This is a genomic window from Clostridium chromiireducens (assembly GCF_003575225.1).
Taxonomy (GTDB): domain Bacteria; phylum Bacillota; class Clostridia; order Clostridiales; family Clostridiaceae; genus Clostridium; species Clostridium chromiireducens.
This window is the reverse complement of the sequence record NZ_QXDJ01000004.1, coordinates 527,077-542,967: the sequence shown is the minus strand read 5'-3', so window position 1 is coordinate 542,967 and position 15,891 is coordinate 527,077. Positions and strand designations below refer to the sequence as shown.

Genomic DNA, 15,891 nt, shown 5'->3' with positions numbered 1-15,891 from the left:
GCTTTTTTGTGTCAATTAAATTTTACATGCCTAATTCGAAAGAATTACAATCAGTACATTCTTTACTCTTAGCTTTTGATTCATGAGTTCCTACTTGTATTTTGCTTAATGTGCAATAATTATCATCTTTGCAATGGTATTTACATTCTTCTACTGAACACCCTATACTTTCGTTATGATTCATAATAGTCACTCCTTTGATTGAACTTCTGTAATAGTATTTGAAAAAAAATAAGATTTATACTTTTTAATTTATTCAGCTATTGTTAAGGAAACCTAATTATAATAAAAATTGTTAAGAAAAGCTTTTTCATTAATATTCCCTTTATTAAACAGTCATTAATTTGGCTGTATTTTTTTGTTTAAAATGAAAAAGGCGGTAATCGAAGTTACCACCACGTCAATTTTGCAATTATATTTTAAGTTATGTAGTTACTATAAAGCAAGGGTGATAAATAATAATATTTAATTTGAAAATTATGTTATAATTAACTCATAATGGTGATTTGCTTTAAATATAACTTTGATTATATATCTAGGAAGTGAAAAAATGATTGAAACAGAAAGACTAATTATTAGTCCAATAAATGAAATGGATTATGAAGATATTTGCGATTATGGTTGTGATGAAGAAACGGGAGAATATATGATTCATTGGCCAAAGACAAAATAAGAAATAAGAGAGTTCATTAAAGATCGTATTTCTTCCATGAGTTTAGAGAGTCCAACCTGGTATGAATTTGTGATGCGATTAAAAGAGACTTCAAAAGTAATTGGAAATATTAGTTTAATTTAAATCTAGGAGGATTTTCTATTGAAAAATAAGTTATTTATAATAGAAGGATTACCTTGCACAGGAAAAAGTACCACCAGTAAATTTGTTGCGGATATTCTTTTGAAAAAGGGACGTTCTGTTTCATGTTATGATGAGGGCGATTTAGAACATCCGGCTGACTATGAATTTCATGCATTTATGACAAGCAATGATTTGAGAATATTTAATGATATAGAATTACAGCAAGTTCAAAATATTGGAGTTATGAAGAATTCAGGCGTAGTTATACCACTTTCAAAGGTAAATGGAGAGTTATTTAATAAGATAATTCCTTTTAAAATATATGATTGTTTGCCATGGGAAATAGAAAAAGCAATTATGCTAGAGCATTGGGAAGAGTTTGCCAAGCAGGCAAACAAAGAAATGAATATTTATGTTTTTAATTGTTGTTTTTTACAGAATCCATTATGTGAAATGATGATGAGGTTTAATTTTCCTTATGAAAATATTCAAAAGTATATAACAAGCATTTATGAACATATAAAGACTCTAAGTCCTGTGATAATTTATTTGCAAAATTCTAAGGTAAAAGAAAGAGTTTCTGAAGTTGCCATGGAACGTGATGATGAATGGCTTAAAAGTGTTATTGATTATCATACTTCCCAAGGGTATGGAAAGTCAAACTCTCTTGAAGGCTTTGATGGATATATTTCATGTATTGAAGAAAGACAAAAAGTGGAGCTGAGTATTTTGAAACAGCTGCCAATTGAAAAAGTTATTATCGATATGCCTTTCGAAGATTGGGAAAGAACACATAATATAATTACAGATTTTATTAAAGAAAGAATATAAATTAGAAAGATGGTGGATTTATGAAAGATTACTTACATTTAAATGCAGATAGATTTAAAGGATTTGCTGATGTTTACAATAATGCACGACCTGAATGTCCTGAAAAAGTCATAGAAATATTGCTTAAGTATTTAGGTGAAAGTCCATCTGTTGTTATTGATTTAGGATGTGGTACAGGTCTTTCCACAAGAATTTGGAGTGATGTAAGCAAGAAAGTCATAGGAATAGAGCCAAGCGATGATATGATTAAAATAGCAATAGAACAGGCATTAGATTTAAATAATGTAAAATTTGTTTCTGCATTTTCAGACAATACTGGGCTTAATGATAGTTCTGTAGATATTGTTACATGTTCTCAATCATTTCACTGGATGAATCCAGAAGCTACTTTGTATGAAGTTTCAAGAATATTAAAAGATGGAGGTGTTTTTGCAGTCTATGATTATGATTGGCCACCTGTTTGTAATTGGGAAGCAGAACTTGAATATAACAAACTTTTTGAGAAAGTAAATGAAATTGAATCCACATATGAAGGAATTAAAGATAGCTTTGTCAGATGGGATAAGGAAAATCACCTTTCCAATATTAAAAATAGCAATAAGTTTAGATATGTAAGAGAAATAGTTTTTTCAAATACTGAAATGTGCACTTCACAAAGATTTATAGAAATTGCTTTAAGTCAAGGAGGGTTACAGTCTATTATTAAAGCAAATATAGATGAAATAAACCCAACTTTAGCATCTTTTAAAGAGAGAATTATTGATATTTTTGGTGATAAAGAATTTAAAATAGATTTTTCCTATCGTATGAGGGTTGGTGTTAAATAAAAATAAATAGTGATTTAAGTTGCTTTGACGATGGAAATTTCAAGTTCTATAAAATCACAGATAATGAGGAGACCTTAGGATATGGTGGTATAGGTAAGATGAAAAATAATCAGAAAAATGTTGATGTAGACAATTTTAGACTTCCACAGCATAGAAGGAAAGGTATTGGCAGAAGTATAATGATAAACCTGAGCAAATTTGCTATTTCGCAAGGGTTAATTCCTATTGCAGGATGTTGGCATGGCAATACAGAAAGCATTGAACCGTTGATAAGTAGTGGCTTAATTCCTGAAAATAGAATTTTCTATGTAAGATTCCGTTAAAATCGTAAGGAGACAAGTAGTTAATAATTTTGAAGATTAGAAATAAGAATTATAAGATTAAAATATAAGGGGGAAATAAATTATTATGGGGTTTAATATAGTTGATATGGATACTTGGGAAAGGAAAGATCGTTTCAACCATTTTTTTAATAATGCGAAATGTACATACAGTATTACAGTTAATCTTGATATTACTAATCTATATAATTATATAAGAGCTAATAAGTTAAGACTTTATCCAACATTTACGTGGATTGTTTCAAAAGCTATAAATAATCATAAAGAATTTAAAATGGCTTTAGATGAAGATGGCAGATTAGGATTCTTTGATGAAATTGGTCCGAGTTATTCTGTATTAAGCGATAAGACTAAAGTAATGAGTGATATGTACACAGCATTCAATGATGAATTTTTAAGTTTTTATGGAGATATGGTAAATTCTTTAAACAGTCATAAAGAAGATAATAATTTTAAAACACAATTTCAAAAGAATTTTTTTATTGTCTCATGTCTGCCTTGGTTTAATTACACATCTTTTAATGTAAACAACGAAGGAAGTAGTCCTTTCCTGTTTCCTATGGTAACATGGGGGAAGTTCTTTGAAGAAAATAATAAAATTATTATGCCGGTAACCATCCAAGTTCATCATGCAGTTGCTGATGGATACCACTGTTCATTATTCTTTGCATATGTAGAGAAAATATCATTAAATCCAGAACAATATTTAAAGTAAATTCAAAGCATTTACACAATACTCTTATAAGTTCATATAATTGACGGCTAAATATAGCTATTTCAAAGGAGGGAAAACATGGTTTATTTTGAAACACAACGGTTAGTATTTCGGGATTGGAATGAACAAGATTTATATGAATTTCGGATAATGAATAAGGATACCATGGTAATGAAATATTTTAATAAAACACTTACTGAAGAGGAAACAGATAGATTTTACAACATAATTCAAGATGAATTCAAAAATTTCGGCTATGGCCTTTATGCAGTTGAAACTAAACATAATAATGATTTCATTGGTTTTATTGGATTCCACTTAGCAAACTTCAAATCTGAATTTACTCCGTGCATTGAAATAGGTTGGAGACTTAAATATGAAGCATGGGGTAAAGGGTTTGCAACAGAGGGAGCAAAGGCATGTTTAAAATATGGATTAGAAACACTAGAACTCAATAAAGTATATAGCTTCACTTCGAAAATAAACATTGAATCAGAAAATGTAATGAAGAAGATTGGTATGATAAAGGTTATGGAATTTGAACATCCGAATATTATTGAGGGCAGTCCTTTAAGGAAACATGTACTTTATTCTATTGATTTGAATAAGTGATTTTGTCCGCACTTCATACAAAACTATAACATAAGTGGAAATATAAGTCTATTTGGTATAAAACTATGGTGATATGGCCAGTTTGGAAGAAAGGTAAGTAAATAAGCAAGAAAGAAAGTGGTTTTTAATGAGGATTAGATTTGCTGAAATAGAAGATTTAAAGATTATTTCATTATATGATAAGCATATTAAAATGAATGAATTAAAAAATCTTATAGGGTTAGGTAGAGTGCTAATTCTAGAAGAAAATAATGATTTTTGTGGGTGGCTAAGATATAACTTGTTTTGGGACAATACACCATTTATGAACATGCTTTATTTTTTAGAAAGTAAGAGAGGAAAAGGTTACGGAAAAAAATTAGTTGAGTTTTGGGAAATTGAAATGAGAAAGTTAGAGTATGAGGTTGTTATGACTTCAACAGCTTCTAACGAATATTCGCAACACTTTTATTTAAAATTGGGATACAAAACAGTAGGAGGTTTTATGCCAGAAGGAGAACCTTATGAAATTATCCTATTAAAACATTTATAATTTGAAGAAGTGACAAAGTGCTCACCACAAAATTGTGGTAAGTAAAACTTTCTATTTTATAAGTATATAAAGAGACCTTTACAAAATATGTTATAATTAATTTATAATGGTAAAAAACGTGAAATTCGTGAATGATAATATTTTAGAAATGATAAATAGTGATATTACTAAATTTTTCGGTTCTGAACATATACCTTATAATCACGATTAAAAATATTTCTTGAACTAATAAATAATCAATTTGAGTTTAAAGTTAAGTATTATAAATAGTAATTTGGTGGGGTGAGTAGATATGAATATAAAATTTGATAAAATGACTGAAGAAGATATTTTGAGTCTTATAAACATAATGAAAAGAGCTTTTGATTATGATACAAAAATTCATTTGGGACAAGAAACTGGTGGGCCTCCAGGATACGATGATGGGTCATTTTTAAGGAAATGGGGATTAGATAAAGAAGCGACTTCTTATTGTATATACTTAGATAATGTTCTTATTGGTGCCACAATTCTTTGGATTAATGATAATGATGAAAATTATTTAGGGAATATATTTATTGATCCTGATTATGAGGATAAAGGGATTGGAACAAAAGTTTGGAGTAAAATTGAAAGCATGTATCCAAATACAAGAGTATGGAGTACTGAAACGCCTATTTTTTCTCATAGGAATCATAATTTCTATGTTAATAAGTGCGGATTTCATGTAATAGAAATAAAAAATCCGAAAGATTTAGAAGAAGGCAGCTTTATTTTAAAAAAGGTAATTTCATAAATTTGAATTTGGATTTCGATACTGAGTCATATTAATAACTGTTGATTATTGTAAGTTAATGTGATAAAATTTCACATATTGCAATATTTAACCAGTAAATAATGATGTGTAACTATGTCAAAAATATGATTTGGGAGCTATGAAGAATTCTTTTATTTGGGCACTTTAAGAATTTGGAGCTAGTTGTGCAACCGACCAATCTAAGCTAATTATTTTTTATTAATTAGTTTAAGTTGGTCTTTTTTATTTAAAGTTTCAAATATAACTGATTATTAATGAGATTAGAAAGAGGTGATTTAATCAACAATACGAAATAGCAAATAAGAATTGGGGAATAAAACATAAAATAATCATGTGAGTTGAGGGCTAAATTTATGATAAAAGATATGAAGATTAAATATAAGTTATTTTTGTTAATTATTATTTTTATTTTAGGATTTTCAGTTTTTGGATTTTATACAAATAAAGTTATAACTGATACAAAAATCAATGGATATACATATAAACAAATAATTATGGGGAAAGATCTAATATCAGATATACTTCCACCTCCAGAGTACATAATAGAATCACATCTTACAGCATTGGAATTATTAAATGAAGATGATAAAAGTAAGATTGAAGAACTAGCTAAATATGAAGAAAAACTCGAAAGCTACTATAATGAACATCACGAGTTATGGGTTAATGATTTACCTGAAAGTGAAATGAAAAGAATTTTTGTGGAAGATTCATATAAATCAGCTGAGGAATATTTTAATGTTTTAAATAACGAATTTATTCCGTGTATAAAAAATGGAGATAAAGAGAATGCAAAATTTATATTAAATAATAAATTAGAAGAGTTATATAATAATCACAGAAATTCTATTGATAAAGTCGTAGAACTTGCAAATAAGAACAATTTATCAATTGAAGAAAGTGTTAATAATAAACTTAAGTTTGATTATATTATGTCAATTTTGATAGCTTTCATTATAATTATAGCTGTTGTTGCATTTTGTATGTATATAATAAAGAGCATTACATCTCCTTTATCATTCTTAAAAAAACATATACAATCTATTTCAACAGGAAATCTTAGAGGAAGCATACCTGACAAGTGGCTAGATTCAAAAGACGAATTAGGTGATATAACAAGAGCTACTAATGAAATGCATAATTCTTTAAAAGAAATTGTACAAGCTATAATGATGGAAACAAAGAACATAAATGATGTTATCACAATTTCTAGCAATAATATTATAAAAATTACGGGGAATTTAGAAGAGGCTTCTGCTGTAATTGAAGAATTGTCAGCAGAGGTTGAAGAAACTGCTGCATCAACCGAGGAAATAAATGCTATTTCCGAGGAAATAGAAACAGCAGTAGAACATATATCTGATAAAGCACAAGATGGAGCTATATCAGCTAATAAAATTAATAGTAGGGCAAGTGCACTTAAAGATGGTTCTGTAATGCTTCAAAGGCAAGCTACCGAAGCACATTCATCAATTAAACAAGCAATGAATGAAGCACTAGATAAAATTAAAAGTGTTGAAAAGATCAAAATGCTTACTAATGCAATTTTTAATATTTCTGAGCAAACTAACCTTTTAGCATTAAATGCAGCTATTGAGTCAGCCAGAGCAGGAGAAGCTGGAAGAGGATTTTCTATAGTCGCAGAAGAAATTAGAAAATTAGCAGAGAATTCAAAAATAACTGTAAATGAAATACATAATGTAGTTGATATAATATTTGAGGCTGTAAATAATCTTAGTGATGTCTCTAAGCAAACATTAACATATATTGAAACAAAAGTTTTAGATAGTTATAAAGAGTCAGTTTTAGTTGGAGAAAACTATGAGAAAGATGCTTTGTACATAAAGAATCTAGTATCAGATTTAAGTGCAACATCAGAGGAACTTTTGGCATCAATAAAAACCATAACAGAATCATTAAAGGAAATATCAACAGCAAATAACGAATGTTCAACGGGTACAAGTGAAGTTGCTGACAAAATATTAAATATAAAAAATAATTCAAATGATGTGCAAATTGAAACTGAGAATTTAAAACATGGTATGAAGCATTTAAATAGTCTTGTATTAAATTTTAGCATATAACTATATTTATATTTATTGCTTGGATTCATTTTAATTATAATGCCATTGTACATAAAAAAATCTATTAAATTATTTGTGTAAGGTAATACAAACTATACCTATAGCTGAAGCATTTTAAATTATTATAATTTAAAGTGCTATTGTAAAAAAAACTCTATCTTAGTATATATTTCAATAACTATGATAGAGTTTTTAATTATTATTTATCACAAGAATAATTTTTACTTTAACCTCTCATCAAAACATAATTGAATTTGAATACCAAAGGGGTCTTCAATAATACCATATGCTTTACTAAATATATTACTCGCTAATGGTACAATTATTCTAACTCTTTCATCTGTAATCAAGCTATTATAGAATTGTTGGATTTCTTCCAAATCAGCACTTTGAACACATAGCGAGGTATTATTACCAGCTTTGTACTTTTCGTTAGTATCCATTGGATTTTCATTCATCATAACTTTAGTCTTACCTATTTTTAAAATAGAGTGAGAGATGTGATTTTTATTTTCGTCATTAATTTCTATTGATTTATCGCCCATCTTTGCCAGGTCTTCATATGTTACAATCATTAACTGTTCTGCATTAAAGTGTTTCTTGTAAAAATTAATAGCATCTTGTGCTTCTCCATTCATTGAAAGGAAAATAGCAATTTCTAGTGTTGTACTCATAATATTAATCTCCTTCGTATAATTAATTAGATATCAATGACTATATTATTGATATAATTAGAGTATAATACTTAAAGGTGTCAAAATATGAAACCTTTATTCAGGAAAATTTTACAATGGAGGATATATGAAAAAATCAGAAAGATTAAACCATATGATGATATATTTAAATGACTTTGATTACTTTAATTTAAGTGATTTAATGAATAAATATAACATTTCAAAAAGTACAGCTTTACGTGATATTAGTTCATTAGAAGAATTGGGAATGCCTATTTACGCAGAGCAAGGTAGATACGGAAGATATGTTATATTGAAAAATAGATTATTGTCACCTATTATATTTACCATAGATGAGGTATACGCTTTATATTTTGCAATGCTCACACTTAAAGCATATGAGTCTACGCCTTTTCATTTAAGTATAGAGAAACTAAATGAAAAATTTGAAAGCTGCCTATCACGAGAACAAATAAAAGAAATTAATAAGATGAAAAAGGTCTTAAAATTTGAAGCATCTAAGCATAATAGTGTTAGTCAATTCTTAGATAAGATTCTAGAAAGTGTTATTAATGAAGTAAGTTGTAAGATTAAGTATTTGAAAAATAATAAAACTGTAAATTATCATATACAGTTTTTTGAGATTTCCTCTAAATTTGGACAGTGGTATGCCAGTGGAATAGAGCTTGATAGTAATAAATACAAAGTTTTTAGATGTGATAAAATAACCTCATTAGAGTTTAGTAATGATAAGTTAGAATTTCCAATTGAAAAATTAATAAACTCTCCTTTAGAGTTTTACAAATCTGATAAAAGTATTCAGTTTGAAATAGAAATTTTAGATAGTGCAAAAGATATTTTTTATAAGGAAAATTATCCCACTATGAAAATAGAATTAGGAACAAAGACAATTATAAAGGGATTTTTTAATAAGGGTGAAGAAGACTTTATATCTGAATATTTTCTTAGATATGGTACTTCTATTAAGTCAGTTAAACCACAATCGTTAAAATCCATTATTCATGAAAAAATTAAAAAGATTTTAAATCATTATGAAGAAATTTAAAACTTATCTATAGTAAAAATATTAAGCCATATAATTAAAGAATTACACTTATTTAACATATTCAAAATAAGGTAGTTGGATTGCAATTCCTGTTTCATCAAATTTATAATTTGTGCCACTGAGAGGAGACTTGCCAGAAACTAAATTCATTCCTATAGAATAAATTGCATCTGCATGTTCACGTGGGTGCTGCTCAACAGTACCTGTCATGGCACCTTGCCTAATTAATTCTTTAGCCTCTGGCAAGGCGTCAATTCCAACAACTGCAATATATTTAGAGATGTCTCCTTTGTTGTAGCCGTATTTTTGAAGTGCTTTAATGGCACCTATTGCCATAGAATCACTATTAGCAATTATTGCTTCGATTTTGCCATAGTAATTTAAAATTAGTGATTCAATAGAAGTCCTTGCACATTCTTCTAGAAAGTTGCAGGTGACCGATGAAAGTTCCTGAGTTTTTATTCCTGCTTCATTAACTGTCTGAATTGAATACTTACTTCTTATAGTTGTTATATTGCTATCAGACGGACCTTTTATCAGAATATATTGCATTATATTATCTTTATTTTTATCTAAGACTTCCTTATTTGCATTCCAGGCATTGGCAAGGATTTTACCTTCTAGAATCCCGGATTGAACAAGATTCGTATCGATAATAACAGCTTTCTGGTAGCGCTTAAGTAAATTTACTATTGATGAAGTTTTCTCGTATAAAAGAATTAACGGAATATTTTTTTGTTGTATTTTATTAAAAGTGCCTTCAAAATCACTTATATTTTTACTAACCGGACGTAATACAAAAAGGTCAAAATTTTCAGTAAGTGCTTTTTCAATACTATCATTTTGTGAGCCTTGATTCTCTTTTGCATCAAAAAAAGTAAATTGAACTTTATTCTCATTTTCAGCTTGGATATCTTCTAAATTTCTCTTAATTTCATAGAGGAATAAATCGTCAAAATTATTTATGAATACAGCTACTTTAAGTTCCGGTTCATTAGTAGAGGTTTGTAGAGCATATGCATTATATGGGATTATATTTGATAACAATAGCATAACTATAATGGCTGAAATCAGCTTCTTTAATATATTCATTTTAATCCTCCATAGGTTGTGGTTTGATTGTATAGTTATAGATTTTCTATATTTATAGAATTTATTCGTCTTTATACATATCTCATTAATTTTATGAAACAAAAAAGGATTATTTTGAAGAAGATGAAGAAGAATGATTTTCAATACTGAAAAAGTCCGAATTAAATGGGGGGGGAAGACCCCTACAATGAGGAGTCTATAAATAAATTATGAAAAAAATTTAGGTTTCAGTATTATTATTCCAAATATTGAAATAAGTATACAAAATAGTTTTGATTATTTTAATAAATATAGTGGTAATACATGGTAGAAACGTGTGGAATAACATGGTAATATAGTATATATGTATAATTGTGCTAAGGAAAAAAGTCTAAACTTTGGGAGTGAGAATTATTATGAAGTTTTATGATTCATTTGATTGTATTGATGGGAAATCTTATATAGTTGTAAACAATGAAATTGCTACTGAAATTAGTCAATCATTTATTGATATGACAGAATACTCAATGGAAGAGTTATTAAATAAAAATATTAATGAATTATTCAGCATTTTAAGAATCGGTCCTAGCATTGAGATAAAAAATGTTGATGGGGAAAAGGAGTATTTTCTTTTCACTAAATCATTAGATGCTAGGTTTGTAAATATAACTGTTAATGAAGATACTTTTAAAAAAGTATACGTTTTCTCTGAGAAGAAAAATTTACGTTTGGATGTTAAATTGCCAGCTGTAGAAGCATTGCTTTCTCATGATGTACTTGGCATTGCTATCTTTAGTGCACCCGATATAACTTTACTAAGAGCCAATCAGACTTACCTGGATTTTTTTGATAAGCCCTTTAACAGGAGAGAAAATTCAATAGGTAAAAAAATGCACGAAATTATTTCAGGGTGGATCGGAAGTTCATCTGAAGATATATGGAGAAATGTACTCCTAACAGAAAAACCGGCTTATATTGATGAATATATGTTTAAATTTGAAAGAGGAGTAACATATTGGGAAGTTAGTCTCGCTCCAGTATTTGAGAATGGAATTTTTAAATATTGTATTGAAATTACAACAGATATAACAGAAAAAGTTTTAAATAGAAAGAAGTTGGAAGAACAGGCGAAGGTTATTGAGCAGCAGAATGAACAGTTAAAAATGCAGGCTAATCTATTAAATTTTTCGCGTGAAGCTATTTTGGCCTGGAGACTTGACGGCGACATAATATATTGGAATAAGGGAGCAGAGGAAAAGTATGGTTATAGTAAAGAAGAAGCTATAGGATATAATGGTCACGAACTCCTAAAAACCATATTTCCAATTGATATTAATAAGATAAAATCTATACTTTTAAGGGAAGAGCTTTGGAGTGGTGAGATAGAACATACAAGAAAAGATGGCAGCAAACTTATAGTAGAGACAAGGTTTCAGCTAATAGTAGATGAAAAGGGACACCAAACTATTCTTGAAACAAATAGAGATATTACTGAGCGTAAAAGAATAGAAGAGGAATTACGAATTCAAAATCAGATCATAAAACAGCAAAAAGAACAATTAGAAATCATAGTAGAAAATATATCAGAGGGGTTAACTGTTGTAGATAAAAACGGAAATTATATAATGTTAAACAAAAAGGTTGCGAAATATACAAAGAATACCACTTTGCTTGGTAGGGCACTTGAAAAAGTAGGAGAGTCGCTTGAAGCAGGTGAAACTTATTATACTGAAACAGGTGAAATCATTACACTTGACGATTTTCCTTCTATGAAAGTCATAAGAGGTGAAAAAGTTGAGAATCAGACGGTAGTTGTAAAGCACGGAGACAATAACATATATTTTAATTTTAATGCAACCCCTGTTTTTGATGAGATGGGTGAAGTTCGTTTAGGAATTATTATTTGTCGTGATGTTACAGAGCGAGTTCTTTATGAGAAGCATATTAAAGAGCAGAAAGAATTGCTTGAGAAGGCGATGGAGATGAAAGATGATTTTTTATCAGTTATTTCACATGAGTTTAGAACACCACTTAATGTTATAAACACGGCTATACAGACTTTGAATTTTGTTTATGCAGATCAAATGACAGATAAAATAAAAGATTATATGAGAACTATTAAACAGAATACTTCTAGACAATTAAGGCTGGTTAATAACCTCCTTGATATCACACGTGCGAATGCAGGAAGTATTAAGATTAATAAAAAGAATATAGATATAGTTTTCCTCACAAAAGCTATTACTGAATCTGTTTATGAATATGCTTCGAGGAAGAAAGTAAGGATAACATTTGTATCTAAGCTCGCAAAAAAGACAATAGGAATAGATGATGAAAAATATGAAAGAATAATCCTAAATCTTCTTTCTAATGCAATCAAGTTTACACCGGCAGGTAAATCTATTGTTGTGAGTATGAATTCTTTAAAAGGTAATATATGCGTTAAAGTAAAGGATAATGGAATAGGTATACCACAGGATAAGATAGATATAATATTTGAAAAGTTTGGACAGGTAGATAGTTCGTTATCAAGGCAGGCAGAGGGCACAGGAATCGGTTTATCATTGGTAAAGAAGTTTGTTGAAGCATTAGGAGGCAGTATAACTGTAGAAAGTACATTTGGCAAAGGTACAACTTTTATAATTCTGCTTCCTGATGAGATGGCACTAGAGGAACAAAATGAAAAGCTAATGGTAGATTTTATGAATGATAACCGTCTTGTGCAAATTACTAATGTAGAGTTTTCAGACATATATTTATAATCTATAAGCCGTAATATTATTACATTATGAGAGTGCATTTTAAGAAAATATTAATTTAACATTACCATATATTATAAATTTGTAGTCACTTTTTAGAGGAATTATAGGATTTTTAGTTGAGCTAGGTGGTATACGTATAAGTTGCTGTATCTTTCTATCAGAATCAAGAATAATTAGTAGACCTTCAACATAAGGTTCATTATTTTGAACAGTATAAGAAGTATTTTCAGAGAGATTAAGATCTTTCATTGTGTAAAAACCTTGCGAATATATTTTAGGTTGAGCTACGGCAGTTACTGTATTTATAGTAAATGATATTAATAAAAAAATAGACAATATAGTAATTAATTTCTTCATAAAATTAGCTCCTTTCAAGATTTCAGTAATAAACAACTGGTTAATGATGTGGGATAGTAAAAAACCTTAAATGTAAGAACTTTTGAATTTTAATAAGAAAAAATTAATTCACCTTGACCCAATATTACAACTCTGTCGGTATTTCTAATGGTTTTAAGAGGATGCTTTGTTGAGTGTGGCTCTAATGATATTGCTTGCTGTATTTTTTGCTCAGAATCAAATACTACAAGGAATCCGTTATAATTAGAGACATTTTCGACTTTGTAAGAAACATTCTCTAATAACCCTAAATCATTCATACTATAAAAACCTTCTTTGAATCTTTTTGATTGGTTTACCTGAGCGACAGCAGTAATTGTATTAATACTAAATAATAATAATAAAAAGATAGAGGATAAAGTAAGAAACTTTTTCATTGGATCAGCCACCCTTCATGATTCTAAAAATTCAATGTTTCAATTTCTATTATGTGAAGGTAAAAGAAATATATTCAATTATAAAAAATAGAACCATGCTTATCACGCATGGTTCTATTTTCTATTAAAAGAGCATTAAGCTACTTCAAATTTAGTGATTTTTCTTTCAGTCACTTGAGCGCTTTCTTTTTTTACTAACTCACCAGATTTAGTTAAGAAAACATTTTTTGCAACTATAATATCCATTAAAGAATTTATCAGATCTTTTGAAAGATTTGGTTTAACACCATTTATAGATAATGTAGACTTTAACCCACCAGAAGTTAAGAAAGTCATTGTCAAAACATATTCCATGTAAATTTCCTCCTTTCTATTAAAATCAATTCCAAATTAATTTTAATAATGCAAATACCGATGTACTATCAAAATGAGCATAGATTAGTAATTAAGAATTGTTTTACGCGTTGATTAAGCTGACAGTTGAGTTTATAAAAGTGTCTCTAGTACTTGCAGCTAGAACAGCTTTTATTGCTTCAGCAACATCATAGGCACTTTGAGGATCAATATCATTTTTTACACCAGAAAAAGTTTTCTTAGTGTATACAGGATCGCCTGCTTTATCAATTGAACTTTGAATTTCAATACTAAGAGCAGTAGACTCTGGAACTTTTGTTATAGCCATTGCTTTCACTCCTTTCAAATTGGTTTCATATAGGATATATGACGTTATTTCAAAATTACCATGAAATATAAAAAAATTTAAATTTCGAAATAGTAATTTTTATAATCTCGGTGAATTGCTAAACAAGTCTAGGTCGGAAGTGGTTTATCTATTTAGAGATTATCAGCATTGATGAAAAAGTATCATTCTATAAAAAGGAATATAGTGATAAGCAGGAAATTATTGACAGTGGATGAGATTTGATATAAAATTAAAATATTGAAAATAATTTAAAGTTAAAAGGGAGTAACTGCCTTTTAAAAGGTGATAAAGTCAACATACTGACCTTAGGTCTGGCTTTATCGTAACTAATTTTAGTTAAGTGAGACTTTTAGCGCAATATTTGTGTTAGGTTATAAACCTTTTTTGATAAAATCTATCAAAAAGGATCTATGACAAAACGCTTTATTGTGCTGAAGGTCTTTATTTTTTTATAAAAAAGTGCAAGAAGGGGGATAACTAAAATTAATAATTAATATAATTTGGAGGTGTTAAATATGGGAGTGTTTATTAAGGCACTATTATTAGTGGTAGTCGCAGAAATGGGGGATAAAACTCAGCTTTTAGCTATGGCCATGGCAAGTAAATACAAAGCTAAACACGTATTGATTGGAGTTCTAATTGCAACTATATTAAATCATGCATTGGCAGTTGCGGTTGGAAGTTATGTAAGCACTATAATTCCAATGAATTTGATAAAGATTATAGCAGCAGTATCTTTTCTAGTTTTTGGCCTTTGGACAATACGGGGAGATAAACTAGACGATGAAGAGAATAAAAAGGTAAAGTTTGGACCTATAGTAACGGTTGCAATTGCCTTCTTTATAGCAGAAATGGGAGATAAGACACAACTTATGACAATATCCATAGCGGCAGAAAATCAACAACCATTACTTATCTTAATGGGAACGACGGTTGGAATGCTTATTGCTGACGGTATAGGTATTTTAGGTGGAGCATGGATGTGCAGGCATATACCAGAGGTATATATAAAATGGGTAGCAGGCGTAATATTTATGTTCTTTGGAACATTAACATTATATAATGCCGCTCCAGCAGCGTTCTTAGGACCAATATATTTAGCTTTATACTTAGTTGTTATGGGAGTACTTATTTATCTTTTTGGAGTAAAATTTGCATACTTTGGTCAGGTATGTGATATAGCATTAAATAAGAAAGATGAATTGGCGAAAGAAGAAAAAATTAAAAAGAGAGCTTTATGAAATTGGATTATAACAGCAGATAGCATAATTGGTAAAGGAACTAATTTTCTAGTAAAAATACCGAAAA

The 15,891-nt window shown here is 28.9% G+C and carries 19 protein-coding genes and 2 riboswitches; of the genes, 12 read left to right on the top strand and 7 right to left on the bottom strand.

Features of this window, described 5'->3' with window-relative positions:
- Nucleotides 1-22: 22 nt before the first annotated feature.
- A complete protein-coding gene (locus D2A34_RS18295; RefSeq protein ID WP_079441417.1) occupies nt 23-184 on the bottom strand; it encodes a DUF1540 domain-containing protein in 162 nt (53 codons plus the stop codon).
- A 366-nt stretch (nt 185-550) separates the two neighbouring features.
- On the opposite strand from D2A34_RS18295, the gene D2A34_RS27295 reads away from it, so the two are divergent.
- The 9 genes from D2A34_RS27295 to D2A34_RS18250 all read left to right on the top strand — a co-directional run bounded on the left by D2A34_RS27295 (nt 551) and on the right by D2A34_RS18250 (nt 7,534).
- A complete protein-coding gene (locus D2A34_RS27295) occupies nt 551-673 on the top strand; it encodes a GNAT family N-acetyltransferase (RefSeq protein ID WP_243128361.1) in 123 nt (40 codons plus the stop codon).
- A gap of 141 nt (nt 674-814) precedes the next feature.
- On the top strand, nt 815-1,627 hold the full coding sequence (locus D2A34_RS18285) for a P-loop NTPase family protein (protein WP_119367517.1): 813 nt from the start codon (nt 815-817) through the stop codon (nt 1,625-1,627).
- Nucleotides 1,628-1,647: 20 nt separating this feature from the next.
- The gene (locus D2A34_RS18280; protein ID WP_119367516.1) at nt 1,648-2,454 is read left to right on the top strand and encodes a class I SAM-dependent methyltransferase; all 807 of its coding nucleotides are present in this window, start codon (nt 1,648-1,650) and stop codon (nt 2,452-2,454) included.
- Nucleotides 2,451-2,777 (top strand): GNAT family N-acetyltransferase, encoded by a 327-nt coding sequence (locus D2A34_RS18275; RefSeq protein ID WP_341467266.1) that lies wholly within the window; start codon nt 2,451-2,453, stop codon nt 2,775-2,777. The genes D2A34_RS18280 and D2A34_RS18275 overlap by 4 nt, the downstream gene beginning before the upstream one ends.
- A gap of 85 nt (nt 2,778-2,862) precedes the next feature.
- A complete protein-coding gene (locus D2A34_RS18270) occupies nt 2,863-3,510 on the top strand; it encodes a CatA-like O-acetyltransferase (protein ID WP_119367514.1) in 648 nt (215 codons plus the stop codon).
- Between the two features lie 78 nt (nt 3,511-3,588).
- Complete coding sequence (locus D2A34_RS18265) at nt 3,589-4,122, top strand: GNAT family N-acetyltransferase (protein ID WP_079441422.1); 534 nt, start codon at nt 3,589-3,591, stop codon at nt 4,120-4,122.
- A gap of 127 nt (nt 4,123-4,249) precedes the next feature.
- Complete coding sequence (locus tag D2A34_RS18260; RefSeq protein WP_079441443.1) at nt 4,250-4,654, top strand: GNAT family N-acetyltransferase; 405 nt, start codon at nt 4,250-4,252, stop codon at nt 4,652-4,654.
- A 292-nt stretch (nt 4,655-4,946) separates the two neighbouring features.
- Nucleotides 4,947-5,429: a GNAT family N-acetyltransferase gene (locus tag D2A34_RS18255; protein WP_119367513.1), complete on the top strand. Its 483-nt coding sequence runs from the start codon at nt 4,947-4,949 to the stop codon at nt 5,427-5,429.
- A gap of 123 nt (nt 5,430-5,552) precedes the next feature.
- Nucleotides 5,553-5,634, top strand: a riboswitch (cyclic di-GMP riboswitch).
- A 169-nt stretch (nt 5,635-5,803) separates the two neighbouring features.
- Nucleotides 5,804-7,534, top strand: a complete 1,731-nt coding sequence (locus D2A34_RS18250) for a methyl-accepting chemotaxis protein (RefSeq protein ID WP_119367512.1) — start codon at nt 5,804-5,806, stop codon at nt 7,532-7,534.
- Nucleotides 7,535-7,755: 221 nt separating this feature from the next.
- On the opposite strand, the gene D2A34_RS18245 is transcribed toward D2A34_RS18250, so the two are convergent.
- On the bottom strand, nt 7,756-8,208 hold the full coding sequence (locus D2A34_RS18245) for a VOC family protein (protein ID WP_119367511.1): 453 nt from the start codon (nt 8,206-8,208) through the stop codon (nt 7,756-7,758).
- 127 nt (nt 8,209-8,335) lie between these two features.
- On the opposite strand from D2A34_RS18245, the gene D2A34_RS18240 reads away from it, so the two are divergent.
- Entirely contained in the window at nt 8,336-9,274 is a 939-nt protein-coding gene (locus tag D2A34_RS18240; protein ID WP_119367510.1) for a helix-turn-helix transcriptional regulator, read from the top strand.
- A gap of 48 nt (nt 9,275-9,322) precedes the next feature.
- Here the strand turns inward: D2A34_RS18240 and D2A34_RS18235 are convergent, their stop codons facing one another.
- On the bottom strand, nt 9,323-10,366 hold the full coding sequence (locus D2A34_RS18235; RefSeq protein ID WP_079441427.1) for a galactose ABC transporter substrate-binding protein: 1,044 nt from the start codon (nt 10,364-10,366) through the stop codon (nt 9,323-9,325).
- A gap of 395 nt (nt 10,367-10,761) precedes the next feature.
- Between D2A34_RS18235 and D2A34_RS18230 the strand changes: the two genes are divergently transcribed.
- Nucleotides 10,762-13,107, top strand: a complete 2,346-nt coding sequence (locus D2A34_RS18230; RefSeq protein ID WP_119367509.1) for a sensor histidine kinase — start codon at nt 10,762-10,764, stop codon at nt 13,105-13,107.
- Between the two features lie 39 nt (nt 13,108-13,146).
- On the opposite strand, the gene D2A34_RS18225 is transcribed toward D2A34_RS18230, so the two are convergent.
- From D2A34_RS18225 to D2A34_RS18210, 4 genes are all read right to left on the bottom strand, one after another.
- The gene (locus tag D2A34_RS18225; RefSeq protein ID WP_079441429.1) at nt 13,147-13,464 is read right to left on the bottom strand and encodes a hypothetical protein; all 318 of its coding nucleotides are present in this window, start codon (nt 13,462-13,464) and stop codon (nt 13,147-13,149) included.
- A gap of 89 nt (nt 13,465-13,553) precedes the next feature.
- Nucleotides 13,554-13,880, bottom strand: a complete 327-nt coding sequence (locus D2A34_RS18220) for a hypothetical protein (RefSeq protein WP_079441430.1) — start codon at nt 13,878-13,880, stop codon at nt 13,554-13,556.
- A 135-nt stretch (nt 13,881-14,015) separates the two neighbouring features.
- Complete coding sequence (locus D2A34_RS18215; protein ID WP_079441431.1) at nt 14,016-14,234, bottom strand: DUF2922 domain-containing protein; 219 nt, start codon at nt 14,232-14,234, stop codon at nt 14,016-14,018.
- Nucleotides 14,235-14,337: 103 nt separating this feature from the next.
- A complete protein-coding gene (locus D2A34_RS18210) occupies nt 14,338-14,562 on the bottom strand; it encodes a DUF1659 domain-containing protein (protein ID WP_079441432.1) in 225 nt (74 codons plus the stop codon).
- Between the two features lie 268 nt (nt 14,563-14,830).
- Nucleotides 14,831-14,948, top strand: a riboswitch (yybP-ykoY riboswitch).
- A gap of 150 nt (nt 14,949-15,098) precedes the next feature.
- On the opposite strand from D2A34_RS18210, the gene D2A34_RS18205 reads away from it, so the two are divergent.
- Nucleotides 15,099-15,824, top strand: a complete 726-nt coding sequence (locus tag D2A34_RS18205; RefSeq protein WP_119367508.1) for a TMEM165/GDT1 family protein — start codon at nt 15,099-15,101, stop codon at nt 15,822-15,824.
- Nucleotides 15,825-15,891 lie beyond the last annotated feature (67 nt).